General features: G+C 70.8%; 23 protein-coding genes. 11 read left to right on the top strand and 12 right to left on the bottom strand.

Annotated elements, in window-relative coordinates:
- Positions 1-22 precede the first annotated feature (22 nt).
- The gene (locus tag DFR41_RS07800) at positions 23-1,378 is read left to right on the top strand and encodes an ATP-binding protein (RefSeq protein WP_017761395.1); all 1,356 of its coding nucleotides are present in this window, start codon (positions 23-25) and stop codon (positions 1,376-1,378) included.
- A gap of 27 nt (positions 1,379-1,405) precedes the next feature.
- Here DFR41_RS07800 and DFR41_RS07795 read toward each other — a convergent pair whose 3' ends face one another.
- From DFR41_RS07795 to DFR41_RS07770, 6 genes are all read right to left on the bottom strand, one after another.
- Complete coding sequence (locus DFR41_RS07795) at positions 1,406-2,041, bottom strand: tetratricopeptide repeat protein (protein WP_114802533.1); 636 nt, start codon at positions 2,039-2,041, stop codon at positions 1,406-1,408.
- A 165-nt stretch (positions 2,042-2,206) separates the two neighbouring features.
- Positions 2,207-3,088 (bottom strand): SDR family oxidoreductase, encoded by an 882-nt coding sequence (locus DFR41_RS07790; RefSeq protein WP_017761393.1) that lies wholly within the window; start codon positions 3,086-3,088, stop codon positions 2,207-2,209.
- Entirely contained in the window at positions 3,085-3,777 is a 693-nt protein-coding gene (locus DFR41_RS07785) for an iron-containing redox enzyme family protein (RefSeq protein ID WP_017761392.1), read from the bottom strand. The genes DFR41_RS07790 and DFR41_RS07785 overlap by 4 nt, the downstream gene beginning before the upstream one ends.
- A 40-nt stretch (positions 3,778-3,817) precedes the next feature.
- On the bottom strand, positions 3,818-5,275 hold the full coding sequence (locus DFR41_RS07780; RefSeq protein WP_114802334.1) for an AMP-binding protein: 1,458 nt from the start codon (positions 5,273-5,275) through the stop codon (positions 3,818-3,820).
- On the bottom strand, positions 5,272-5,925 hold the full coding sequence (locus DFR41_RS07775; RefSeq protein ID WP_017761390.1) for a thermostable hemolysin: 654 nt from the start codon (positions 5,923-5,925) through the stop codon (positions 5,272-5,274). Before DFR41_RS07775 ends, DFR41_RS07780 begins: the two co-directional genes overlap by 4 nt.
- Positions 5,926-6,058: 133 nt before the next feature.
- The gene (locus DFR41_RS07770) at positions 6,059-6,829 is read right to left on the bottom strand and encodes a porin (RefSeq protein WP_170159330.1); all 771 of its coding nucleotides are present in this window, start codon (positions 6,827-6,829) and stop codon (positions 6,059-6,061) included.
- A 276-nt stretch (positions 6,830-7,105) separates the two neighbouring features.
- On the opposite strand from DFR41_RS07770, the gene DFR41_RS07765 reads away from it, so the two are divergent.
- Complete coding sequence (locus tag DFR41_RS07765) at positions 7,106-8,083, top strand: tripartite tricarboxylate transporter substrate binding protein (protein ID WP_017761388.1); 978 nt, start codon at positions 7,106-7,108, stop codon at positions 8,081-8,083.
- Between the two features lie 212 nt (positions 8,084-8,295).
- Here DFR41_RS07765 and DFR41_RS07760 read toward each other — a convergent pair whose 3' ends face one another.
- A complete protein-coding gene (locus tag DFR41_RS07760; protein ID WP_017761387.1) occupies positions 8,296-9,738 on the bottom strand; it encodes an NAD-dependent succinate-semialdehyde dehydrogenase in 1,443 nt (480 codons plus the stop codon).
- Positions 9,739-9,922: 184 nt separating this feature from the next.
- Here DFR41_RS07760 and DFR41_RS07755 point away from each other — a divergent pair, with 184 nt between their 5' ends.
- The 8 genes from DFR41_RS07755 to DFR41_RS07720 all read left to right on the top strand — a co-directional run bounded on the left by DFR41_RS07755 (position 9,923) and on the right by DFR41_RS07720 (position 17,939).
- Positions 9,923-10,570, top strand: coding sequence for a TetR/AcrR family transcriptional regulator (locus DFR41_RS07755; protein WP_017761386.1), 648 nt, complete (start codon positions 9,923-9,925; stop codon positions 10,568-10,570).
- Between the two features lie 146 nt (positions 10,571-10,716).
- On the top strand, positions 10,717-11,793 hold the full coding sequence (locus DFR41_RS07750) for an NAD-dependent epimerase/dehydratase family protein (RefSeq protein WP_114802332.1): 1,077 nt from the start codon (positions 10,717-10,719) through the stop codon (positions 11,791-11,793).
- Positions 11,780-12,667, top strand: a complete 888-nt coding sequence (locus tag DFR41_RS07745; RefSeq protein ID WP_114802331.1) for a GNAT family N-acetyltransferase — start codon at positions 11,780-11,782, stop codon at positions 12,665-12,667. The genes DFR41_RS07750 and DFR41_RS07745 overlap by 14 nt, the downstream gene beginning before the upstream one ends.
- Before the next feature lie 4 nt (positions 12,668-12,671).
- On the top strand, positions 12,672-13,736 hold the full coding sequence (locus DFR41_RS07740) for a dihydrodipicolinate synthase family protein (RefSeq protein WP_114802330.1): 1,065 nt from the start codon (positions 12,672-12,674) through the stop codon (positions 13,734-13,736).
- A 22-nt stretch (positions 13,737-13,758) separates the two neighbouring features.
- Positions 13,759-14,529, top strand: coding sequence for an ABC transporter permease (locus DFR41_RS07735; protein ID WP_114802329.1), 771 nt, complete (start codon positions 13,759-13,761; stop codon positions 14,527-14,529).
- Between the two features lie 64 nt (positions 14,530-14,593).
- Positions 14,594-15,610, top strand: a complete 1,017-nt coding sequence (locus DFR41_RS07730; protein WP_017757526.1) for an ABC transporter substrate-binding protein — start codon at positions 14,594-14,596, stop codon at positions 15,608-15,610.
- A 98-nt stretch (positions 15,611-15,708) separates the two neighbouring features.
- Positions 15,709-16,488, top strand: coding sequence for an ABC transporter ATP-binding protein (locus DFR41_RS07725; RefSeq protein WP_114802532.1), 780 nt, complete (start codon positions 15,709-15,711; stop codon positions 16,486-16,488).
- Positions 16,489-16,499: 11 nt separating this feature from the next.
- Positions 16,500-17,939, top strand: coding sequence for an enolase-like domain-containing protein (locus DFR41_RS07720; protein ID WP_114802328.1), 1,440 nt, complete (start codon positions 16,500-16,502; stop codon positions 17,937-17,939).
- 5 nt (positions 17,940-17,944) lie between these two features.
- Here DFR41_RS07720 and DFR41_RS07715 read toward each other — a convergent pair whose 3' ends face one another.
- From DFR41_RS07715 to ruvB, 5 genes are all read right to left on the bottom strand, one after another.
- Positions 17,945-18,754, bottom strand: coding sequence for an HAD-IIB family hydrolase (locus DFR41_RS07715; protein WP_114802531.1), 810 nt, complete (start codon positions 18,752-18,754; stop codon positions 17,945-17,947).
- A 14-nt stretch (positions 18,755-18,768) separates the two neighbouring features.
- A complete protein-coding gene (locus DFR41_RS07710) occupies positions 18,769-20,403 on the bottom strand; it encodes a peptide chain release factor 3 (protein ID WP_017757656.1) in 1,635 nt (544 codons plus the stop codon).
- 91 nt (positions 20,404-20,494) lie between these two features.
- Positions 20,495-21,370: a UDP-2,3-diacylglucosamine diphosphatase gene (locus tag DFR41_RS07705; RefSeq protein WP_017761357.1), complete on the bottom strand. Its 876-nt coding sequence runs from the start codon at positions 21,368-21,370 to the stop codon at positions 20,495-20,497.
- Positions 21,371-21,530: 160 nt separating this feature from the next.
- A complete protein-coding gene (dmeF, locus tag DFR41_RS07700; protein ID WP_017761356.1) occupies positions 21,531-22,523 on the bottom strand; it encodes a CDF family Co(II)/Ni(II) efflux transporter DmeF in 993 nt (330 codons plus the stop codon).
- Between the two features lie 36 nt (positions 22,524-22,559).
- On the bottom strand, positions 22,560-23,624 hold the full coding sequence (gene ruvB, locus DFR41_RS07695; RefSeq protein ID WP_114802327.1) for a Holliday junction branch migration DNA helicase RuvB: 1,065 nt from the start codon (positions 23,622-23,624) through the stop codon (positions 22,560-22,562).
- Between the two features lie 109 nt (positions 23,625-23,733).
- Between ruvB and DFR41_RS07690 the strand changes: the two genes are divergently transcribed.
- Positions 23,734-24,342, top strand: a complete 609-nt coding sequence (locus tag DFR41_RS07690; protein ID WP_114802326.1) for a CDP-alcohol phosphatidyltransferase family protein — start codon at positions 23,734-23,736, stop codon at positions 24,340-24,342.
- The last annotated feature ends 23 nt before the right edge of the window (positions 24,343-24,365 follow it).

Below are 24,365 nucleotides of genomic sequence, written 5' to 3'. Positions count from 1 at the left end.
CCATGCAGCACGGAAGTCCCGCATGAGCCTGCAGCGCCGCCTGCTGCTGTACCTGCTGATCTGCGCGCCGCTGGTGTGGGGCCTGGCGCTGTACTTCTCGACCCAGCGGGCCCGCCACGAGGTCAACGAGATGTTCGACACCGAACTCGTGCGCCTCGCGCGGCAGGTGCAGGCCACGTTGGGCCATGGCTATCCCGGCGCATCGGCCACGCTGCCGCCCGCACCCAGGGAAGGGGCGCCCGACGCGGGCGACTCCGATGTGCGCGACCTGGCGATCGCCGTCTGGTCGGCCGACGGCAAGCTGGCCCTGTCCGACCGGGAGGGCGTGGATCTGAACTTCCGCGCCGACGCCCAAGGCTTCATCGATGACGAGGTGGACGGTCGGCCCTGGCGCATCTACTACATGCGCTCAGTCGACGGCCAGTGGCTGGTGGCGGCGGGCCAGGGTGCCTACGAACGCGACGAGCTCGTCTATGGCCTGACGGTCACGCAGGTCGTGCCCTGGCTGCTGGTGCTGCCGGTGCTGCTGGCCGTGATGGCCTGGGCGGTGCGTGCCGCCCTGACACCGATGCGCCGGCTGACCAGCGAACTCGCGCACCGCGACGCGCAGGACCTGCGACCCGTGCCGAGCGCCCGCGCGCCGGCCGAGCTCAAGCCCCTGCTGGTGGCGATGAACGGCCTGTTCCAGCGCATCGAGCAGTTGCTGGTGCGCGAACGCCGCTTCACCGCCGACGCCGCGCACGAACTGCGAACCCCACTGGCCGTGCTGGCCGCGCAGTGGGACGTGGTGCGCCATGCCGGCACCCCGGCCGAGCGCCGGCAGGCGGAGGAAAAACTCAGCGCCGGCCTGCGCCGCATGGAGCGGCTGGTGACGCAGATGCTGTCGCTGTCGCGCGTGGAATCGGGCGTGCTGCCTTCGCTGGATGCCGAGATCGACTGGCCGCCCATCGTCGAGCAGGCCATGAGCGACTGCCTGCCCCTGGCCGAGCGCCGCCGCATCGACCTGGGCTGCGAATGGCCGCCCACCGGCACGCACCCGATGCCGCTGCTGGGCGATGGTCACCTGATGACAGTGCTGGTGCGCAACCTGCTGGACAACGCCGTGCGCTATGCGCCCGAGGGCAGCAGCGTGCTGCTGCGCATCGGCCGCGAGCAGCTGGAGGTGGAGAACGACGGGCCGCCGCTGTCCGCCGGTCAGCTCGCGCGCATGGGCGAGCGCTTCTACCGGCCCGAAGGCCACCACGAGGTGGGCAGCGGCCTGGGCGTGTCGATCGTGCGGCGCATCGCCCAGCTGCACGGGCTGGAACTGCAGCTGGGACCGCGCGCCGACGGCCGCGGCGTGCGCGCGGTGCTGCAGTTCGACGCGGCGCATCGCTGAGCAGCGCCGCCTGCACGAGAGCGCCGCTCAGCGCGCCTTGATCTTGTCCATCAGCGCCTTCACCTCCTCGCGGCGGCCGGTGTCGGCGATCTGCCGGCCGGGCCGCGCGGGCGCCTGCAGGGCGCGCTCCAGGTAGGTCATCGCCTGGTCGGGCTGCTTGGTCTCGACCAGGTATTCGCCGTAGAAGAAGTTGGGATCGATGCCCTTGGGGTTGAGCGCCAGCGCCTTCTGCAGCAGATCCTTGGCCTTGGCCTTGTCGCCGAAGCCCACGGGCCAGCCGGGCACCTTGTAATAGAGCACACCGAGGCTGTTGTAGGCCGAGCCTTCGAGCACGTCGCCGTTGATGGCGATGGCCGACTCGTACAGCGCCTTGGCCTGCTTGACCAGGCCCAGCGCGCCCAGGCCACCCTTCTCGCCGGCCACGGAGCTCACGATGATGCCTTCCCACACCAGGGGCTCGGCCCGGCCGGGGTTGGCTTCGCTCAGCTTGTGCGCCTTGGCGGCCAGCGCCTCGAAGCGCTTCTCGCGCTCGGCCGGCGGCGCCTGGTAGCGGATCACTTCCCAGTCGTGCTGCAGTTCGGCGACGCCGTCGTCGACGGGCGCGGCGCGGGTGATCAGCGGCGTGACTGCCGCCAGCACGCCGGCACCGGCCAGCAGGGCCATCGACAGCCAGACGCGGCGGCGCGGCCCTGCATCGGCGGGCCTGGCGGCAGCGACGGCACGGGTGGAGAAGGTGGCGGGGGTGGTCTTCATGGAATTCGAAAAGGAAGGTGGAGGGGGTCGAAGGCGGGCCGGGGTCCGGGGCTCAGAGCTGCAAGGCCTGCAGCCTCAGAGCTGCGGAGCCTGCAGCGAATGCGCGTCGGCCGACTCGGGCCGCTGCGACTCGAAATGCTCGAGCGTGAGCGGCGCGGGCGGCTGCACCGGCGGCAGGCTATTGCGGTGGGCGGCGAAGGCGCCGTCCAGCAAGGCGGGCGCCATGCCGTTCAGGCGAACCGCCAGCTTTTCGGGAAAGCCGAGGAAGCGTTCGGCCGTGCCGCGCTCCAGCAGTTGCACCAGGGCCTGGGCGACCGTGTCGGCATCGTCCATGGCGGTCTTGGTGGCCTGGTTGTAGCGCTCGACGGCTTCGCTGTTGAACTCGGTCTTCGTGCTGCGCGGTCCGAGGTACTGCACTTTGACCGACGTGTCGGCCAGTTCCCGTCGCAGCGATTCGGCAAAGCCGCGCAGACCGAACTTGCCGGCGCTGTAGACGCTGAAGCCCGGCAGCCCCAGCCGGCCCAGCACCGAGCCGACGAAGAGCACGCTGGCCTGCTTCTGCTGCCGCAGATGCGGCAGCAGCGCCTGAGTGAGCAGCATGGGCGTGAACAGGTTCAGTTGCAGCACCTGGGCGACGGCGCCGGCATCGAAGGACTCCAGCCGGCCGAAGGCGGGCGTGCCAGCGCCATGGACCACGGCATTGCACTGCCACTGCGCCGCCACCTGCACCAGCGGATCGAGGCTGTCCACCCGGGTCAGGTCGGAGGCATACCACTCGACGCGATGGCGCTCCACGCCCAGCTCGCGCACCAGGGCACGGGCCTGGGCCGCCAGCCGCGCGGGCGAGCGGCCAGCGAGCATCACGCTGGCGCCCGCCTGGATCAGCCGACGTGCGGCGGCAGACCCGATGCCGCCACTGGCCCCGGTGAGCAGTACCCGGCTGTCCGCCGCCTTCATGCCGCCACTCCCGCGGCAGACGTCGCCGCCGTCTGGCCCTGCGGCAGCGGCAGGCTGCGGAAGACGTCGCCATAGAGCCGGTAGAAGGCCTTGGCCGCGTGGACGATGGCGTCCTGGTCGGCCGGGTCCTCGATCTGCTCCATCAGCAGCGCGAAATGGGCGGTGTGCTCCTGGTCCAGCGTGCCGTGCGAGCGCAGGTAGCTGAAGGCCGAGTCGGGCAGGCCCAGTGGCTTCTGGATCTGGTCGGCGGCCATCAGCGCGATCGAGACGCTGGTGCCTTCCAGCACATGCACCATGCCGAAGAAGCCCAGCGGATTGCGGCGGGCGATGGTGTCGTAGGCATAGGCCACCATGACCTCCGTCGCATGGCCCGGCGGGCCGCGGCGCACGGCCTCGGCATCGCCGCCGCAGGCGCGGATGTCGTCAAGGATCCACTCGTCGTGGCCCTGCTCTTCCTCGATGTACTCGTCGAGCGCACCTTCGAGCCAGGCATGGCCGGCATCCAGCCTCGCCTTGAAGGCCCGCATCAGCGGCACGGTGTGGCTGACGTGGTGGTACGCCTCGCGCAGGAAGGCCAGGTAGCTGGGCAGGGACACGTCGCCGCGCAGGCAGCCCTGGATGATGGGGGTGCCGAGCAGGCCGACGCGCTCGGTGGCGGTCTCGGCGACAAGGCGGGCATGGAAACTCATCGGAAGCTCCGTGAAGGGATGAGAAGGAAGAAGGCGGGGCTCAGGCAAGGGCAGGCGCGGGCAGTTCCAGCGCCTGCGCATGGCGCGCCAGCACGGCCGCGCGCTGCGGCCGGCCATTGGCGGTGGCCATGCCGGACTCGGCCGTGAAGGGGGCGACGGCGCGGGCCCAGCGCTGGACGCGCGCGTAATCGGGCAGGTGCGCATTGGCGGCGTCGACGGCCGCCTGCAGCCAGGCATCGTCGGCATCGGCCGCCAGCGGCCAGAGCACCGCCGACAGCGACGGCTGTCCATCGCCGAAGACCACCGCCTGGCCGATGGCGGGATGGCCGCGCAAGGCGGTCTCCACCCACTCGGGCGAGACGTTGCGGCCGAAGGCGGTGATCAGCAGGTTCTTCTTGCGGCCATCCACATGCAGGAAGCCGTCAGCATCCAGATGCCCCAGATCGCCCGTCGGCCACCATTCGCCGGGCGCGCGCGCATCGCCGAGGTAGCCGGCGAACAGGCTGCCGGCCACCTCGATCTCGCCATCGGCCGCGATGCGCAGGCGGGCATGGGGCAGCGCAGCGCCGGCGCTGCCCGGGCGGTCGCAGCCGGGCAGGTTGAGTGTCTGCACCGAGGCACCTTCGGACAGGCCATACCCCTCGTAGGCCGGGATGCCCAGCGAACGCGCGGCCTGCACCAGACCCACGCCGACCGCGGCGCCGCCCACGGCCACCAGCTTGAGCGACTCGGGCGCGCGCTGGCGCGTCTGCGCCAGATAGCCCGCCCAGGCCCGCAGCATCTGCGGCAGCAGGATCAGGCTGTTCGGCTGGTGCCGGACGATGGCGGCGTGGAAGGCGGCGACATCGAAGCTGGACGAACCCGTGAGTCCCACATCCTGCAGGGGCAGCACGATGCAGGTGGCACCGGCCGTCAAAGGCGCCATCAGTCCGGCGATGTTCTCCAGCAGCACGGCGAAGGGCAGCGCGCACAGGTGGCGCTGCACCTGCTGCGGCGCCATGGCCACCACCAGGCCATCGGCCACGCGCTGCATGGACGCGGCCGTCAGGCACACGCCCTTGGGTGCGCCCGTGGTGCCCGAGGTGAAGGTGATCTTGGCCGTGTCCGACGGCATGGGCACCTTGCGCGCGGGCAGGCGCAGCATCGTGAAGGGCTGGCCGGCGATCTCGCACGGCACGGCCGGCGCCTGCGGCCAGTGGGCGGCCACGGGCGGCAGGGTGAGCACGGTGTCCACGCCCGACGCGCCGATGGCATGGGCGATCTGCTCCGGTGTGAAGAAGGCGGGCAGCGGCACATGCACGATGCCGGCCCGCAGCGCGGCCCGGTCGGCGATCACCCAGGCGGGCGAGTTGTCCATGAGCGTGGCCAGCACGCGGGTGCCCTGCGCGGCCAGTCGCTGCGCGAGCAAGGCGGCCTGGGCATCGACGTCGGCCGCGCGCCAGGTGCGGATGCCGTCGTCGAGGGCGATGGCCTGCGGGTCATGCGAAGTGGCGGTCATGCGCGGCCTCCGGCGGCAAGGCGGGCGCGGCGCGTCATGAAGTGCCGCAGGGCGCGCCGCAGGTGGATGGCCATCACCACCGGCTCATGGTCGTAGTAGCTGCCCCAGCAACGGGCCTGGTCGCCCAGCGCATCGGGCACGGCGCGGCCCAGCGTGAGCGGGGCCACGCCCAGGCGCACGAGCATCGCGCGCAGTTCCTGCGTGACGGTGCCCACGACCCAGTCGAAGCCCTCGCCGATCAGGTAGGGCCCGAGCAGCTGCACGAGGCGGCGGCCTTCGCCACCCCGCGGCGCGGCCAGGTTGCCGACCTCCACGATGCCGGCACGGTCCACGGGCCGGCCGGCATGCGCGGCGATCAGCGACTCGACCGGCGCGTCGAGGTACTGCTCCAGGAAGAGCGGACCTTCGTCCGCCCGGCGATAGCCCACCGCGGCGAGCACCTGGCTGCCCTCGCGCAGCGCCAGCAGCATGGGCGCGAAGGCCGGTACCAGGGCGCCATAGCGCTGGGCATACATCTCGCGGATGCTCTGCTCCACCGCGGCGCGTTGCGGATCGGCCTCCGGATGCCGCGTGAGATGGCCCGCCACGGGAAAGGCGGAGGGGATCGGCGATGTCGGCATGGCATCGCCCAGGGGAGAGAACAGGCGCATGGGTGGTCCGTGTCGCGGCGGCAGAAAAGCCACTACGCAGGTTGACGAATGGCCGTGATGGTCTGCGGACGCGCTTAACGCCAAATTAAGTGCAGGGCGGCGTTCCGCGCCCTTTGGCTGACCGGCAGATGACTCAGAAATGGCCCGTGAGGCCCAGCGTGCCGGTGGTGGTGCGGACCGCCGGCTGCAGGTCGTCCCGCGCGCGGATCACCCCTGCGGCCAGGTCCCAGCGCGGGCCCAGGCTGTAGACCACACCAAGCTCGGCATAGCGCGTGCGCTGGCGCGTCGCGTCGACGCCCTGGCGCTGCTGCAGGCCCACATCGGCGGCCAGCTTCCAGTCGTCGGCGATGTTCCAGACCAGCGCCGTGGACAGGCGCCGCTGGATGGCACCGGCCGTCGGATCGATGTCGCGCTGGCGGCCCCACGCATAGTTGACGTGCAGGGCGCCGAAGGGCAACTGCTGGCTCAGCAGCAGCGTCAGTTGCGCCGAGCTGCGGCCGTCGCCCAGGCCTCGCGCCTCGCGGCCACTGCTCACGGGCGCGTCGAACTCGGGCTTGATGCCGAGGCTGGTGCCGGTGGCCTCGTTCTCGTAGAAGCGCCACTTGAGGCCGAAGGCGGTATTGCCCCAGCCGCTCGTGCGGCTGCCGTCGGCCTGCATGCGCAGGAAGGTGGGCGCGGCATAGAGGTCGACGGTGTCGGTGAGGCCATAGGTGTAGGTGGCCGCGAGGCTGTCGCCGGTCTGGCGCGCCGGGCCGGCGGACCGACGGGCGCGTGCGGCGGCCAGTTCGATCTGCTGCACGCCGGCGCCCTGGGTGCCGGTGTCGTCGGTGATCAGCGGCTGCATGGCCTGCGCCGTCAGGGCGGACAGCAACAGGGTCAGCGCCGTCAGGCTGGTACGCGGCACGGGGGTCGGTTGCGGCTGCGCGGCCGCCGGCGGGCATGGGCATGCCGGCGGATTCGGGATGTTCTTCATCGTGGTCGGGACAAGCGCTGCGCATTGGACGCAGGAGGAGTGAACTCTTCATGAATCCGGGTTCTGCGACATGGCCGCGCCCGGCCCGGAGAGCGCGTCACCTTGGCTACAGCAAAGCCCCTTCGACGGGGCCTCCACCGATTGCCGCGCGGCCCCGCCTCCCGCCTAATGGCCGGCCTTACGAAGCAAGACCCGGAGACCTCTTCCATGCACCGTCGCCCCCTCCTCGGCGCGCTCATGCTCGCCGCCCTCGGCACTGCCGCCCTGAGCGCGCAGGCCCAGCAGGCCACACGCGCCTTCCCCGAGAAACCCATCCGCCTCGTCATCGCCTTCCCGGCCGGCGGTCCGACCGACATCACCATGCGCCAGCTGGCCGAGAACGCCAGCAAGGTGCTGGGCCAGCCGGTCATCATCGACAACAAGCCCGGCGCTGGCGGCACGCTGCCAGCCCAGCAGCTGCAGACCGTGCAGCCCGACGGCTACACGCTGGCGCAGATCCCGCTGGGCGTGTTCCGCCTGGGCTACACGACCAAGATCAACTGGGACCCGATCAAGGACATCAGCTACGTGCTGAACGTCACCGGCTACGCCTTCGGCATCGTCGTCCCGGCCGACAGCCCGTTCAAGAACTGGGCCGACTTCGTGGCCTATGCCAAAGCCAATCCGGGCAAGCTCACCTACGGCTCCACTGGCACGCTCACCAGCCCGCACCTGACCACCGAGCTGGTGGCGCAGCGCGCCGGCATCCAGCTGCAGCACGTGCCCTACAAGGGCAGCGCCGACCTCACGCTGGCGCTGATGAGCGGCCAGTTGATGGCCGGCGCCGACAGCACCGGCTGGGCGCCCTACGTGGAGTCCGGCAAGATGCGCGTGCTCAACACCTGGGGCGACAAGCGGCTCGCGCGCTTCCCGGATGCGCCCACGCTCAAGGAGCTGGGCTACGACATCGTGCAGAACTCGCCCTTCGGCATCGGCGCCCCGCGCGGAACGCCGCCCGAGGTGGTCAAGAAGCTGCACGACGCCTTCAAGCAGGCGATGGAAGAACCCAGCTACCTGGCCTCGCTCGCCAAGTACGACATGGTGCCGATCTACATGGGCAGCGCCGACTACACCCGCTTCGCCCGCGAGACGGTGGAGCGCGAGAAGGCCGTGATCGACAAGCTGGGGCTGGGCAAGCCGCAGTGAGCATTGAGCCATCCTGCGGCCCAACGTTGGTCCGACCATTCACCCAAGGCCGTTCGGGCTGAGCTTGTCGAAGCCTGGGCGCAAGCCCTTCGACAGGCTCAGGGCGAACGGTACTGACTGAATGACTTTGGCTCGGCGCCCTGCGTTGCACGGGCGCCGGACGCAAAAAGGGCCGCGATGCGGCCCTTTTTGCTGCTGAGCGACAGAGTCGCTCAGGCCGCCATGATGGTCACGGACTTGGTGTTGAGGTAGGCCTCGATGGCCTCCGGGCCACCCTCCGAGCCGTAGCCCGAATCCTTGACGCCACCGAAGGGCATCTCGGGCGTGGGCGTGGCGGGCTGGTTGATCCAGACCATGCCGGCCTCGATGCGCTGCGACAGCAGGTGCGCGTTCTTGATCGAGCGCGTGTACGCATACGAGGACAGGCCGAAGGGCAGGCGGTTGGCTTCGGCGATGGCGTCCTCGAGCGTGTCGAAACCGCGGATGGCCGCCACGGGGCCGAAGGGCTCGTCGTTGAACACCGAGGCGTCCAGCGGCACATCGTCCAGCACGGTGGGCGCGAAGAAGTTGCCTTCGCTGCCGATGCGCTCGCCGCCAGCCACCACCTTGGCGCCCTTGGCGCGCGCGTCCTGCACCACGTTGGCCATGGCCGTCAGGCGGCGCGAATTGGCCAGCGGGCCCATCGACGTGCCTTCGGCCAGGCCGTCGCCGACCTTCAGGCCCTGCGCATGCTTGACCAGCGCGGCGGTGAACTCGGCCTTGATGCTGTTGTGCACCAGGAAGCGCGTGGGCGAGATGCAGACCTGGCCGGCGTTGCGGAACTTGGCGGCACCGGCGGCCTTGACGGCCAGGGCGATGTCGGCGTCGTCGGCCACGATCACCGGCGCATGGCCACCCAGTTCCATGGTGGCGCGCTTCATGTGCTGGCCGGCCATCGCGGCCAGTTGCTTGCCCACCGGCGTGGAGCCGGTGAAGGTGATCTTGCGGATCACCGGATGCGGGATCAGGTAGCTGGAGATCTCGGCCGGGTCACCGAACACCAGGCCGACCACGCCGGCCGGCACGCCGGCATCGACGAAGGCCTTGATCAGGGCGGCGGGCGAGGCCGGCGTCTCTTCCGGCGCCTTCACCAGGAAGGAGCAGCCGGCGGCCAGCGCGGCACCCAGCTTGCGCACCACCTGGTTGATGGGGAAGTTCCAGGGCGTGAAGGCCGCGACGGGACCGACCGGCTCCTTGATGACCAGCGACTGCGCGGCCAGGTTGCGCGAGGGCACGATGCGGCCGTAGACGCGGCGACCTTCGTCGGCGAACCATTCGATGATGTCGGCGGCCGCCACGACTTCGATGCGGGCCTCGGCCAGGGGCTTGCCCTGTTCCTGCGTCAGCAGCGGCGCGATCTCGTTGGCGCGCTCGCGCACCAGGCCGGCGGCCTTGCGCATGAGGGCGGCGCGCTCGTGCGCCGGCGTGAAGCGCCAGGCCTCGAAGCCCTTCTGCGCGGCGGCCAGGGCCCGGTCCAGGTCCTCCTTGCCCGCATGGGCCACCTTGCCGATGGGCTGGCCGGTGGCCGGGTTGATCACGTCCAGCGTCTTGCCGCTGGCGGCATCGACCCATTCGTTGGCGATCAGGAGCTGGGTGTTGGGATAGGAAGCGGTCATGCGCGTCGTCGTCCTTGGTGGTCGGTCGGGAGGAGCGGCAGGGGCCGGGGCCGAGAGGCTCGGCGAAGTGCCGCAAGGCGGGAGAGAACGAACAATGCTACCCGCTCGCCACGCCGCGCGCGCAAGCCCGGGCGGAACGAGGCCCCGCGGATAATCGCCTCCCCCTTCTTCCCGCCCCTTCGCCATGACCGCACGCCGCGCCGCAGCCCCCGTCGCCGACGACAGCTCGCACAACGCGGCCCGGCAGGCCATCCTGGAGGCGGCCCGCGCCGAGTTCGCGGCCAAGGGCCTGGCCGGTGCCCGGGTCAACGAGATCGCGGCACGGGCGGGCGTGAACAAGCAGCTGCTGTACTACTACTTCGGCAACAAGGAAGACCTCTACCGCACCGCCCTGGAAGCGGTCTACGCCGAGATCCGCTCGCTGGAGCGGGACCTGCACCTCGGCGACATGGAGCCCACCGCCGCCATGGCGGCGCTCATCGGCTTCTCCTTCGACTACCTGGCCCGCCACCCCGACTTCATCGGGCTGCTCAACCACGAGAACGCGCACGGCGCCGCCCATGTGCGCGACTCGGCGGCGATCCGCGATACCAACTCCCCGCTGATCGAGCTCATCGCCCAGACGCTCGCGCGCGGCATGGCGGCGGGCGTCTTCCGCGCCGGCATCGATGCGGTGGAGCTGTACGTGTCGGTTGCCGGCATGTCGTACTTCTTCTTCTCGAACCGGTTGACGCTGTCCTCCATCTTCGGCCGCGACCTGTGCGAGGGCGGCGCCGTCGAGTCCTACCGCGCCCACGTGGTGAGCTTTGCCATGGCCGGGCTGCGCCCCTGAAGGCTCCCCCTGCTGGCGCGGGCCCCGCGGGCCTGCAGCCGGCCCCGCCTGCCTTTCGTCCATTTTCAACCAAACGGTTGACAGCATCGAAAGCGGTGCCTACAGTGCATCTCCAAGGCGCCGGAACCGGTGCCGCGGAGTCACCCATGAGCCCAAGCCTTTCCCCCGCGGCGCCTGCGTCCGCGGCCCTGCTGGACCCCACGCAACTGCCCGAGCGCTTCGACTCGGTGGAAGCGCTGGATGCCTTCCTGGCCCGTCCGACCCAGGCCCTCGTGGACGATCTGGCCGCGGTCGATGGCGACCTGATGATCCTGGGCGTGGCCGGCAAGATGGGCCCGACGCTGGCCCGGCTGGCTCGCAACGCCGCACCGCACAAGCGCGTGATCGGCGTGGCCCGCTTCAGCGACCCGGCGGTGCGCGAACAGCTGGAGGGCTGGGGCGTGCACACCATCGCCTGCGACCTGCTCGACCGCGACGCGCTGCAGGCCCTGCCGAAGGTGCCCAACATCGTCTTCGCCGCCGGCCACAAGTTCGGCGCCAAGGACAACCAGGCCCTGACCTGGGCCATGAACACCCATGTGCCGGCGCTGGTGGCGGACACCTTCCGCCAATCGCGCATCGTGGCCTTCTCCACCGGCAACATCTATCCGCTGACGCAGGTCGGGCGCCAGGGCGCCTCGGAGCTGACCCCGCCGGCGCCCATCGGCGAATACGCCCAGTCCTGCATCGGCCGCGAGCGCATGTTCCAGTACTTCGGCGCGCGCCATGGCACGCCGGGGCGGCTGTTCCGCCTCAACTACGCCATCGACATGCGCTACGGCGTGCTGCACGACATCGCCGCCAAGGTGCACCGGGGCGAGACCATCGACCTGGCCATGGGCCATGTGAACGTGATCTGGCAGGGCGATGCCAATGCCCAGGCGCTGCGCAGCCTGCGCCACTGCACCACGCCGCCCTCGCCCATCAACTGCACCGGCCCCGAGACCCTCTCCGTGCGCTGGCTGGTCGAGGAATTCGCCCGCCGCATGGACGTGCCGGTGCGGGTGAGCGGGCAGGAGGCGCCCACCGCCCTGCTGTCGGACACCACGCAGGCCACCCGCCTCTTCGGCTATCCCGTCGTGCCGCTGGGCGCGATGCTCGACTGGGTGGCCGACTGGGTGATCCAGCAACGCCCCAGCCTGCACAAGCCGACCAAGTTCGAGGTGCGGGATGGCGCCTTCTGAGGCGACCCGCGCCGACGCCGAGCCGACGCGCCCGGTGCGGCTGGGCGACGCGGACGTGTTCGCCGGCGTGGCGCTGTCCGATGCCGCGGGCTGGAACCAGACGGCCGACGACTGGGCCTTCTTCGCCCGCCACGGCGTCGCCATCGGCCGGCGCACGGCACGCAGCGAGCTGGTGGCCACCGCGGCCGTGCTGCCCTATGGGCCACTGGCCTGGATCTCCATGGTGCTGGTCGACCGCGAATGGCGCCATCGGGGCCTGGCCAGCGACCTGCTCCGTGAGGCGCTGGCACACCTGGGCGAGCGCCGGCTCACCCCCGTCCTCGACGCCACGCCGGCCGGCCAGGCGGTGTACGAGCGCCTCGGCTTCTGGCCCGGCTTCGGCTTCTGCCGCTGGGCGGGCGAGGCCGGCCGACATCCTGCCCCGGTGGTGGACAGCGCGGTGCGGCCCGCCCGGGGCGACGACGAAGGCGCATTGACCACTCTCGACCGCAACGCGAGCGGCCTCACGCGCGGCCTGCTGCTGCGCGACCTGCTGGCCCGCCGCGGCACGCGGACGTGGCTGTGGGCGGGCGACGGCGGCCCTTCGGCCTTCGTCATCGCGCGCGAAGGCCGGCGGGCCTGGCAGATCGGCCCCCTGGTGGCGCCCACGAGCGCCCAGGCCCAGGCGCTGCTGCAGACCGCCCTGGCCGAACTGGACGGGCCGGTCTTCATCGATGTCCCGGATGCCCACACCGCCCTGCGCGCATGGCTCGGCGCCCAGGGCTTCACCGTGCAGCGGCCCTTCGTGCGCATGGCGCGGGCGCCGGCCCTGCCCGACTGCGTGACCCAACCCTCGGCCCCTCTCTTTGCCGTGGCCGGCCCCGAATTCGGATGACCCCATGCCTCTTGCCGACGACGCCGTGACCCATGCCCGCCAGCTGCTGCAGCGCGGCCTGGCCATTCCTGCCCACCCGCTCGCCCTGGATGCGCAGCGACAGCTGGACGAGCGCCGCCAGCGCGCCCTCACCCGCTACTACCTCGACGCCGGCGCCGGCGGCCTCGCGGTGGGCGTGCACACCACCCAGTTCGCCATCCGCGAGAGGGGGCTGTACGAGCCGGTGCTGCGGCTGGCGGCCGAGACGGCACGCGACTGGGTGGGTACGCAGCGCGAGCTCGCGCTCGTGGCGGGCCTGTGCGGTCCGACCACCCAGGCCCTGGCCGAGGCCCGGCTGGCGCGCGACCTCGGCTACCACGCCGGCCTGCTGAGCCTGGCCGCCCTGAGCGACCGCAGCGAGGACGAACTCATCGCCCACTGCCAGGCCGTGGCGGCCGAGCTGCCGCTGGTGGGCTTCTACCTTCAGCCGGCGGTCGGCGGCCGGGTGCTCAGCGCAGGCTTCTGGGCCCGCTTCGCGGCCATCGAGCAGGTGGTCGCCATCAAGGTGGCGCCCTTCCACCGCTACCGCACCCTGGACGTGGTGCGCGGCCTGGTGGCGGCACGGGCCGAGGAACGGGTGACGCTCTACACCGGCAATGACGACCACATCGTGCTGGACCTGCTCACGCCGTTCACCGTGATGCGCGACGGCGCGCCCGTCACCGTGCGTTTCCGCGGCGGACTGCTGGGGCACTGGTCGGTCTGGACGCAGAAGGCCGTGCAGTTGCTGGATCGCTGCCAGGCCGCGGTCGCAGCCGGCGCCGTGCCGGCCGAGCTGCTGGCACTGGACAGCCGCGTCACCGACTGCAACAGCGCCTTCTTCGACGTGGCGAACGACTTCCGCGGCTGCATCGCCGGCTGCCACGAGATCCTGCGCCGCCAGGGCCTGCTCGAAGGCATCTGGTGCCTCGATCCGCAGGAGGGCCTGAGCCCCGGCCAGGCCGACGCGCTGGATCGCGTGTGCCGCGAGCACGCCGACCTGTCCGACGACGAATTCGTGGCCGCGAACCGCGACCGCTGGCTCCGCTGAAACCCCACTCCAGGAACGCCGCATGCACCGTCTGCGCCAGGCCCTCGCTCACTACCTGCCGGCCGTGGGCATCTTCGTCGGCTTCGTGCTCCTGTGGCAGCTGGCGGTGTCGGTCTTCGACATCCGCGAGTACCTGCTGCCCAGCCCGGGGGCCGTGCTGCAGGCCATGGTGAGCCAGGAGATCCCGTGGCTGCAGCATGCCTGGATCACCGCGGTGGAGATCCTCGGCGCCTTCGTGCTGGCCGGCGCTTCCGGCGTGCTGCTGGGCATGGCCATCGCGTGGTCGCCCGGGCTCTCGCGGGCCCTCACGCCCTTCCTGGTCTTCGTCAACACGCTGCCCAAGGTGGCGATCGCGCCGCTGTTCCTGATGTGGCTGGGCTACGGCATCCTGCCCAACATGCTGATCGGCGCGCTCATCGGGTTCTTCCCGGTGGTCATCAACACCGCCGTCGGTCTCACGCAGATCGACCAGGACCTGGTGGACCTGGGCCGCGTGTTCAGCGCGCCCAAGTGGAAGGTCTTCCTCAAGATCCGCATTCCCAATGCCTATCCCTACATCCTGAGCGCGCTGAAGGTCACCGCCACCTCGGCCGTGGTGGGCGCCATCGTGGGCGAGTTCGTCGCCTCGCAGAAGGGCCTGGGCTACGTGATCATCACCACGCAGAGCAGCATGAACACGCCGGCCGCCTTTGCCGCGCTGGTGTGGATCTCCCTGCTGGGGCTGCTGCTGTACGGCCTGGTGGCCGGCCTGTCGCGCCTGCTCGCGCCCTGGGCCGAGGACCGCGCCGGCTGAGGCGCCGCCCATTCCCGAATCCTCCTCCACCGCTTCGTCCTCCCTCCCCAGAAAGGAAGCTGCCATGCCTCTTCGTTCCGCCGCCCTGCAGGCCACCGTGGCCGGCCTCGCGCTGCTGTCGGCCCACGGCCCGGCCCTCGCCCAGCCCAAGGAGAAGTTCACGCTGGCGCTCAACTGGTTCGCCGTGGGCGACCACGCGGCCTACTGGGTGGCGCTGGACAAGGGCTACTACGCCCAGCGCGGCCTGGACGTGAGCATCGAGGCCTCCAAGGGTTCGGGCGACGCCATCGCCAAAGTGGACACCGGCCGCGCCGATGCCGGCCTGGCCGATGCCGTGCCGATCATCTCGGCCGTCTCGCGCGGCGCACGGGTCAAGATCGTGGGCATCGTCTTCGACAAGACGCCCATGACCTTCTTCAGCCGCAGCGACGCACCGCTGGTGAAGCCCGCCGACCTGGAAGGCAAGACCGTGGGTGCGCCGGCCGGCGACAGCCAGCGGCTGGCCTTTCCGGCCTTCGCCCGCCTGAACAGGATCGACCCGCAGAAGGTCACCTGGGTCAACATCGAGCCCACTGCCAAGGTGGCCTCGATCGCCGAGAAGCGCATGGACGGAGTGGCCGACTACACGACAGGTCAGCCCTTCTACGACAAGGCGATGGGCGAGGGCAAGGTGGTGCGCATGGCCTGGGCGGACCATGGCTTCGACCTGTATGCCATGTCGCTCATGGCCAGCGACAAGACCATCGCCGACCGGCCCCAGCAGCTGCGGGCCTTTCTCGAGGCCTCGTACCAGGGCTGGCGCGACGTGATGAGCAACCCGGAGGAGGCCCTGGCCATCTACAAGAAGCGGGTGCCGGAGATCGACGTGAACGTGATCCGCGCCAACATGCTGCTCGGCTTCGATCTGATGCGCACCCGAAACTTCGCCGACAACGGCCTGGGCGCCATCGACGACAAGAAGATGTGCGCGTCGGTGGACATCGTGAACACCTACATGGGCCTGCCCCGAAAGGTGGACTGTCAGGCCGTCTACACCAAGGGTCTGCTGGCCAAGGTGGCATTGCCGCTGGCCGCGAAGTGAGCGCGCGTCACGAAGGCGGCATCGGCATGGCTTCCACCGCTTCTCCGCCGCCGAGCCCCGGCACTGCGCGGCCGCTGATCGAGGTCGACCATGCCGGCATGGTCTACCCCGCCGAAAGCGGCCCGGTGGAGGCGCTGCGCGACATCTCGCTGTCCATCCACGAGGGCGAGTTCGTCGCGCTGGTCGGGCCGAGCGGCTGCGGCAAGTCCACGCTCATGCGCGCCATGGCCGGGCTGCGGCCGGTGACCAGCGGGCAGGTGCGCGTGCAGGGCGTGCCGGTGGACAAGCCCATTCCACAGGTGGGCATGGTCTTTCAGGCGGCGCTGCTGCTGAAGTGGCGCAGCGTGCTGGACAACGTGCTGCTGCCGGTGGAGCTCGCCGGCCTGGACCGTGCCCGCTACCGCGAGCGCGCGCATGAACTGCTGCGGCTGGTGGGGCTCGGCGACTTTGCCGGCAAGCGGCCCGGCGAGCTCTCCGGCGGCATGCAGCAGCGCGCGGCGATGTGCCGCGCACTCATCCTGGACCCGCCCATCCTGCTGATGGACGAGCCCTTCGGCGCGCTCGACGCCATGACGCGCGACGACATGAACCTGGAACTGCTGCGCATCTGGGGACAGGACCAGCCCCGCGCCGCGCGCAAGACCATCGTCTTCGTGACGCACTCCATCCCCGAGGCCGTCTTCCTGGCTGACCGGGTGGTGGTGATGTCCCCACGCCCCGGCCGCGTCGCGGACATCCACGACGTGCCCATCGCCCGCCCGCGCACCGCCCGGACGCGGGCCACCCCCGAGCTGGGGCAGCTGGCCTTCCGCATCTACACCGAGCTGTCCGGCAGTGCCGGCCGCGGCGACGAAGGCCGCGGCGGGCCGCACTGGTAGGCGGCGCATCCATGGACGCGCCGCGCCTTCGCGTCACGGCAGTGGACCTGTTCGAGTCCACCTACCGCATGCGCCTGCCCTTCCGCTTCGGGACCATCACGGTCACGGGCGGCCAGCAGGCCATCGTGCGGCTGCGCATCCGGCTGCCGGACGGCCGGGAAGGCGAAGGCTTCGCGGCCGACGCCCTGGCCGCCAAGTGGTTCGACAAGGATCCACGCCTGTCGGACGAGGACAACCAGCACCAGCTGCGCGCCTCGCTGCAGCAGGCGCGCGAGGCCTATCTGGCGGCGCCGCCGCTGAGCGCCTTCGCCCTGTTCGCGCAGCACCACGGCCCCCTGCAGCAGGCGGGGGAGCGCCGGGGGCTGAACCCATTGGTGGCCAGCTACGGCCCCGCCTTGCTCGACCGGGCCGTGCTCGACGCACTGTGCCGGTTGCAAGGCGCCGGGCTCTGGCAGGCGCTGCACGCCAATCTGCCCGGCATCGAGGCCGCCTCCGTGGCGCCCGACCTGGCGCGACTGGACCTGCCCGCCTTCCTGGCGGGGCAGCAACCGCTGCGGCGCCTGGCCGCTCGCCACACGGTGGGCCTGCTCGACCCGATCACCGCCGCGGACGTGGCCGCCGGCGCCCAGGTGCACGACGGCCTGCCGCAGACGCTGGAAGAGGTGATCGCCGCCTACGGCAACCGGCACTTCAAGATCAAGCTCTCCGGCCAGCCCGGGGCCGACCTCCCACGTCTGGGCCGCATCGCGGCGCTGCTCGACACCCAGCCGCCCGGCTGGGCCGTGACGCTGGACGGCAACGAGCAGTTCGAGGACGCCGCGGCCGTGCTCGCGCTGTGGCGCCAGATGCGCGCCGATCCCGCGCTGGTGTCGCTGTGCGCCGCCGTGCGCTTCATCGAGCAACCCATCGCCCGCGGCCGTGCGCTTACCGCGCCGCTGCCGGACCTGCACAGCCTGCCGCCGCTGCTCATCGACGAGTCGGACGGCGAACTGGACGCCTTCGTGCGCGCCCGTCAACTCGGCTACCGCGGCGTCTCGACCAAGGCCTGCAAGGGCTTCTACAAGTCCATCCTGAACCGGGCGCGCTGCCTGCTGTGGAACGCGGCGAGCCCGGCCGACCCCTGCTTCATGTCGGCGGAAGACCTCACCACACTGCCGGGGCTGGCCTTGCAGCAGGACCTGGCCCTGGTCGCCTGGCTGGGCATCGGCGACGTGGAGCGCAATGCGCACCACTTCGTGGACGGCTTCCAGGGCCGGCCGGCGGCCGAGGCGCAGGCCTTCCTCGCTGCACACCCCGACCTGTACCAGGCCACGCCCGCCGGCCCGCGGCTTCGGATCGTGGATGGCGAACTGGCCGTCGGCTCGCTCGCGGCGGCCGGCTTCGGCACAACGGTGCCTCCTACGTTGGACGAGACGCCGGCGATGCCCGCGTCGGCCTGGCCGGCCGGCTGATCCGATCAGCGCCGGGCCACCAGCGCGGCGCGCGCCGCCTGCGCGAAGCCGGCGCCGCGCTCGCCCTTGGCCACGTAGTGCGGCAGGTGCGACAGGTGCGGCACGAAGCGCGCCACGTTGGCCACGCCGATGCTGTGGTCGAAGGCCTGGAACATCAGCGCGTCGTTGGTCGAATCGCCCACGTAGGCCCAGCGCTCCATCTCGGCGCCCAAGTCGCGGCCCCAGAGTTCGCGCACGATCCAGCGCGCGCCCGACAGCTTGTTGTGCTCGCCGTACCAGCCGTTGATGTGGATGCTGCTCACGGTGGCGTGCATGCCCTCGTGCCGCATGGCCATCACCACCTTGTCGATCTGCGCCTCGGACAGCTGCGTGAACTCGCTGTGGTCGATGGCGATGTCGCATTCGCGGCCCGCGCTGTCGGTGGCGCGGCGCGCGCCCGGGATGCTGGCCTCGATGTGCGCCAGCACGGCCTGCATGCGCGCGAAGTTGGCGGCGCGGGTGGCGGCGTCCTGCTGGTAGCGCTTGTGCAGCGTGCGCACACCGCCCGGCTGCCAGGTGCCTTCGGGCACCAGCGCCACGGCGCCGTTCTCCGCCACGATGGCGTCGAGCGGCCAGCGGGCCGCGAAGGGCTCGCTCCAGCCCACGGGCCGGCCGGTGATGGCCACCACCTGCAGGCCGGCGGCCTGCAGTGCAGCCAGCGCATCCAGGGCATCGGGCGTGATGGCGCCGTCGGTGGTCAGCGTGTCGTCGATGTCGGTGAACACGCCCACCAGACCGCGGCGGGCGGCTTCGGGCCAGTCGGCCAACGGCCGCATCGTCTCGTGCCCCATCAGCCGGCCGTCTGCAGCGCCAGGCCGGCGTGCTCGCGCAGGGGATGGAAGTGGATCTTGGGAAAGCGCTCCTGCGCCAGCCGCACATCGTAGGGGCTGGTGCAGAGGAAGGCCAGCGTGTCGGCCGCGTCGCGCGCCATGCGCAGGGGGTAGGCGTTCTCGAACTCGCGCAGCTCGGCCGGCGTGTCGGCCGTGATCCAGCGCGCGCCGGTGTACTGGCAGCCTTCGAGGCGGATGTCGCAGTCGTACTCGGTGTTCAGGCGGTGCTGCACCACCTCGAACTGCAGTTGGCCCACGGCGCCCAGCAGCATGTTGCCGCCGGCCTCGGGCTTGAAGACCTGGATGGCGCCCTCCTCGCCCAGCTGCATCAGGCCCTGCTGCAGCTGCTTGGTGCGCAGCGGGTTCTTGAGCACCACGGTCATGAACATCTCGGGCGCGAAGAAGGGCAGGCCGGTGAACTGCAGGCTGGCGCCGTCGGTGAGCGTGTCGCCCAGCTGCACGCCACCGTGGGTGGTGAAGCCCACGATGTCGCCGGCATAGGCTTCTTCCACCGCCTCGCGGCGCTGGCTCATGAAGGTGACGACGCTGGTGGGCCGCAGCTCCTTGGCGGTGCGCTGCACGCGCAGCTTCATGCCCGGCTGGTACTTGCCGGAGGCGATGCGCACGAAGGCGATGCGGTCGCGGTGGTTGGCGTCCATGTTGGCCTGCACCTTGAAGACCACGCCGGCGAAGTCCTTGTCCTCGGGCTGGATCTCCTTGACCACAGGCTGGCGGTTCACCAGCGTGGTGCTGGTGCGGGCGCGCGGTGAGGGGGCGAGGTCCACCAGCGCGTCCAGGACCTCCATCACACCGAAGTTGTTGACGCCGGAGCCGAAAAACACGGGCGTCTGCTTGCCGGCGAGAAAGGCCTCGTGGTCCCACTCGGGCGAGGCGCCGGTGGCGAGTTCCATGCTCTCCAGGGCGCTGTCGAACTCGGCGCCGAAGCGGGCGCGCAGCTTGTCGGTGTCGGCGAGCGGAATGGTCTCGAAGTCCTGCGGGCGGCGCTCGCTGCCGGACTCGAACACGGTCATGGCCTGCGTGCGCAGGTTGATGATGCCGCCGAAGCTCTTGCCCTGGCCCACCGGCCAGGTCATGGGCACGCAGGGCATGCCCAGCTCGCGCTCCACCTCGTCGAGGATGTCCAGCGGCTCGCGCACCTCTCGGTCCATCTTGTTGACGAAGGTGATGATGGGCGTGTCGCGCTGGCGGCAGACCTCGATCAGCCGGCGGGTCTGCGATTCCACGCCGTTGGCGGCGTCGATGACCATCAGGGCCGAGTCCACGGCGGTGAGCACGCGGTAGGTGTCTTCGGAGAAGTCCTTGTGGCCGGGCGTATCGAGCAGGTTGACCACGTGCTCGCGGTAGCTCATCTGCATCACCGAGCTGGCCACCGAGATGCCGCGCTGCTTCTCGATCTCCATCCAGTCGGAGGTCGCATGCCGGCTCGCCTTGCGGCCCTTGACGGCGCCGGCGATCTGGATCGCGCCCGAGAACAGCAGCAGCTTTTCCGTCAGCGTGGTCTTGCCCGCGTCGGGGTGGGAAATGATGGCGAAGGTGCGGCGGCGGCGCGTTTCGGCGGCGTAGGGAGAGGACACAGGCGGGCTCCAGGGCAACCCGCCATTTTCGCAGACGGCAGCGCGCCCGCCGTGCGGGCCGGGGCTTTGGGGCGGCGCTCGCGCCGGGCGATCAGCCCAGGGCCGGCAGGGCCTGCGCCGCGCGGCGGCCCTGCTGGCGCACGCGGGGCGTCCAGTCCACCAGTTCCAGCCGCCCGTCGGCATGCTCGGCCAGCGCCGTCAGGCTCTCGACCCAGTCGCCGTCGTTGCAGTACAGGATGCCGTCGATCTCGCGCATCTCGGCATGGTGGATGTGGCCGCAGACCACGCCCTGCATGCCGCGGCGCTCGGCCTCGCGGGCCACCGCCTGCTCGAAGTCGCCCATGTAGCTCACGGCACGCTTGACCTTGTGCTTGAGGTACTTGGACAGCGACCAGTATGGCAGGCCGATGCGTGCACGCAGCGAATTGAAGTGCCGGTTCAGGCGCAGCGTGAATTCGTAGAGCGAGTCGCCCACGTAGGCCAGCCACTTGGCGCACTGGATGACGCCGTCGAACAGGTCGCCGTGGATCACCCAGAGCTTGCGGCCGTCGGCCGTTTCGTGCACCCATTCGTCGGCCACCTCGATGCCGCCGAAGTTGTGGTGCAGGTACTTGCGCGCGAATTCGTCGTGGTTGCCCGGGATGAAGATCACCCGCGTGCCCTTGCGCGCCTTGCGCAGCAGCTTCTGCACCACGTCGTTGTGGGCCTGCGGCCAGTACCAGTGGCGCTTGAGCTGCCAGCCGTCGACGATGTCGCCGACGAGGTACAGGGTCTCGCACTCGGTGTTCTTCAGGAAGTCGAGCAGGGCATGGGCCTGGCAGCCGGGCGTGCCCAGGTGCAGGTCGGAGATCCACAGCGTGCGAAAGCACAGCACGGGGCGCTCGCCCCCGCCTTCGTCCTCGCCGGCATCGGACAGGCGGCCGGCGTTGTCTTGCCAGGCGCGCAGGAAGGCGTCGTCGCGTTGCATGGACCGGCAGCATCGGCGCGGCGCATGACGGCAGCATGGCGGTGGCATGACGACGATGTGACGTCGGGGCCAGCCGTCTCAACGCCAACGGCAGGTGCCAAATCGCCGTCGCCCGGCTTGATGCGAAGCGGCGGTGCGACCGGACCCGCCGATGCGCCGCTCAGACGCTGCAGCGCTGCACTTCCACGGTGGAATGCCGGATCTCCTCGTGCATGGAGAAGCAGGCCCGCACGCCATCCGCATCCAGCGTGGGCGAATGCGTGACGACCGTCACCGCGCAGGCGTAGGCGCCGCGGCCCACGCGCCAGACATGCAGGTCGGCCACGCGGGTGTGCGAATCGGCCAGGCCGGTCTCGATGCCTTCGCGGATCTCCTCGGTGACGGGATGATCCATCTCGCGGTCCAGGAGCACGGCGCTGGTCTGGCGCAAGAGACTGCGCGCCCAGTTGGCCACCAGCACCGCGCCAACCACGCCCATCACCGGGTCGAGCCAGGCCCAGCCCAGGAACCAGCCGCCCAGCAGCGCGGCAATGGCCAGCACCGAGGTGGCGGCATCGGCCAGCACGTGCAGGTAGGCCGAGCGCAGGTTCAGATCGTGGTGGTGGTCATGGCCGTGGCCGTGGCCATGGTCGTGTCCGAGCCCGCCGTGCCCATGCCCAGCGTGTGCATGGCCATGGCCGTGTCCGTGGTCATGCCCGTGCGCCCCGGCCAGCAGCCAGGCGCACAGCAGGTTCACCGCCAGGCCCAGCGCGGCCACGATCACCGCCTCGCGGTAATGGATCGGCTCCGGCGACCACAGCCGCTCCAGCGAGCCGAAGACCATCAGGCCCGCAACCACCAGCAGGAAGACCGCGCTGGCAAAGCCGCCCAGCACCTCGATCTTCCAGGTGCCGAAGGCGAAGCGCCGGTCGCGCGCCAGGCGGCGCGCCGCGGTGTAGGCGAAGGCACTGACGCCGATGGCCACCGCGTGCGAACTCATGTGCCAGCCGTCCGCCAGCAGCGCCATGGAGTTGAACCACCAGCCGGCGGCGATCTCCATGACCATCGCGGCGGCGGTGATGGCGAGCACCCAGCGGGTGCTGCGCTCGGCGGCGGGGTTGCCGGTGTCGAACTGGTGGCTGTGCTGCCAGGGGCTGAGGTCGTGGGTGTGCATGGCGGCGGCGATTCTGGCAGCCACCTCGCCGTCCGGCTAGCCGCCGAACAAGTCCCCGTCGGCGCTGCGGCTGCTGGGCGCGGTCACGCCGAGATGGCGGTAAGCCGCGAGCGTGGCGATGCGCCCGCGCGGCGTGCGCTGCAGGTAGCCCTGCTGGATCAGGTAGGGCTCGATCACGTCCTCGATGGTGCCGGACTCCTCGCCGATGCTGGCGCCAATGTTGTCCAGGCCCACCGGACCGCCGTCGAAGCGGTGGATCACCGCCTCCAGCAGCTTGCGGTCCATCAGGTCGAAGCCTTCCGGGTCGACGTCGAGCATGGCCAGCGCCTTGTGCGCAATGGACTGGGTGATGCGGCCATCGCCCTTCACGTCGGCATAGTCGCGCACCCGGCGCAGCAGCCGGTTGGCGATGCGGGGCGTGCCGCGCGAGCGGCGGGCGATCTCGAAGGCCCCGTCGGGGTCGATGGGCGCGTTGAGCAGGCCGGCGCTGCGGGTGACGATGAGCGTGAGCTCCTCGGCCGTGTAGAACTCCAGCCGCGCCACGATGCCGAAGCGGTCGCGCAGCGGATTGGTCAGCATGCCGGCGCGCGTAGTGGCTCCTACGAGCGTGAAGGGCTGCAGGTCGAGCTTGATGCTGCGCGCCGCCGGCCCCTCGCCGATCATGATGTCGATCTGGTAGTCCTCGAGCGCGGGGTACAGGATTTCCTCGACGACCGGCGAGAGCCGGTGGATCTCGTCGATGAAGAGCACATCGTTGGGCTCGAGGTTGGTCAGCAGCGCCGCCAGATCCTTGGGTTTTTCGAGCACCGGGCCGCTGGTCTGGCGCAGGTTGACGCCCAGTTCGGCCGCGACGATGTGCGACAGCGTGGTCTTGCCCAGGCCCGGCGGGCCGAAGAGCAGCACATGGTCGAGCGCCTCGCGCCGCTTGCGGGCGGCACCGATGAAGATCTCGAGCTGCTCGCGCACCTTGGCCTGGCCCACGTATTCCTGGAGCAGCTTGGGCCGCAGGGCGCGTTCGATGGCTTCTTCGTTGGGTGAGGCGGGGGCCGCGGACACCACGCGCTGCGGTACCGGGGCGAAGTCGTCGGTGTGGATGGACATGTCGCGGGGGGAAGCGGCGGATTGTAGGCGGCGCCTGCCGCGGCCGGGACGCGGTCAGCCTGCATTCAGGCGGCAGAATCGACCGCTCCTGCCGCTCATCGCCAACACCTTGTCCATCTACCAGCTCAAGCCCCGCTTCCAGGCCCTGCTCCGCCCTCTGGTCCAACGCCTCGCCCGGGCGGGCGTCACGGCCAACCAGGTCACGATGGCGGCCTGCCTCGTCTCCGTGGCGCTCGGCCTGTGGCTGTTCTGGGCCGCCCCCTCCCACGCGGCCTTCGCGCTGGTGCCGCTCTGGATGCTGGTGCGCATGGCCTTCAATGCCGTGGACGGCATGCTGGCGCGCGAGCACGGCCAGCAGAGCGCGCTGGGCGCCTTCCTCAACGAGCTGACGGACGTGGTGTCCGACGCGGCGCTGTACCTGCCCTTCGCCCTGGTCGCGCCCTTTTCCGGCTTCTGGGTGGGCGTGGTGATCGTGTTGGCAGGCCTGTCCGAATTCGCGGGCGCGCTGGGGCCGACGGTCGGCGCCAGCCGCCGCTACGACGGGCCGATGGGCAAGAGCGACCGGGCCTTCGTGTTCGGCGCATTGGGGCTGTACGTGGCCCTGGGCTGGCCGCTGCCGGCCGCGGCGGCCTGGCTGATGCCGCTGCTGGCCTTGGCCACGGGCTGGACGGTGGTGCGCCGCGTGCGCGCCGCCTTGGCCGAGCGCACCGCCGGATGAGCCGGCGCCGATGAGTTTCACAA

This window comes from Pseudacidovorax intermedius, from assembly GCF_003350475.1.
GTDB lineage: Bacteria > Pseudomonadota > Gammaproteobacteria > Burkholderiales > Burkholderiaceae_C > Xenophilus > Xenophilus intermedius.
This window is presented reverse-complemented; position numbering and strand designations above follow the sequence as displayed.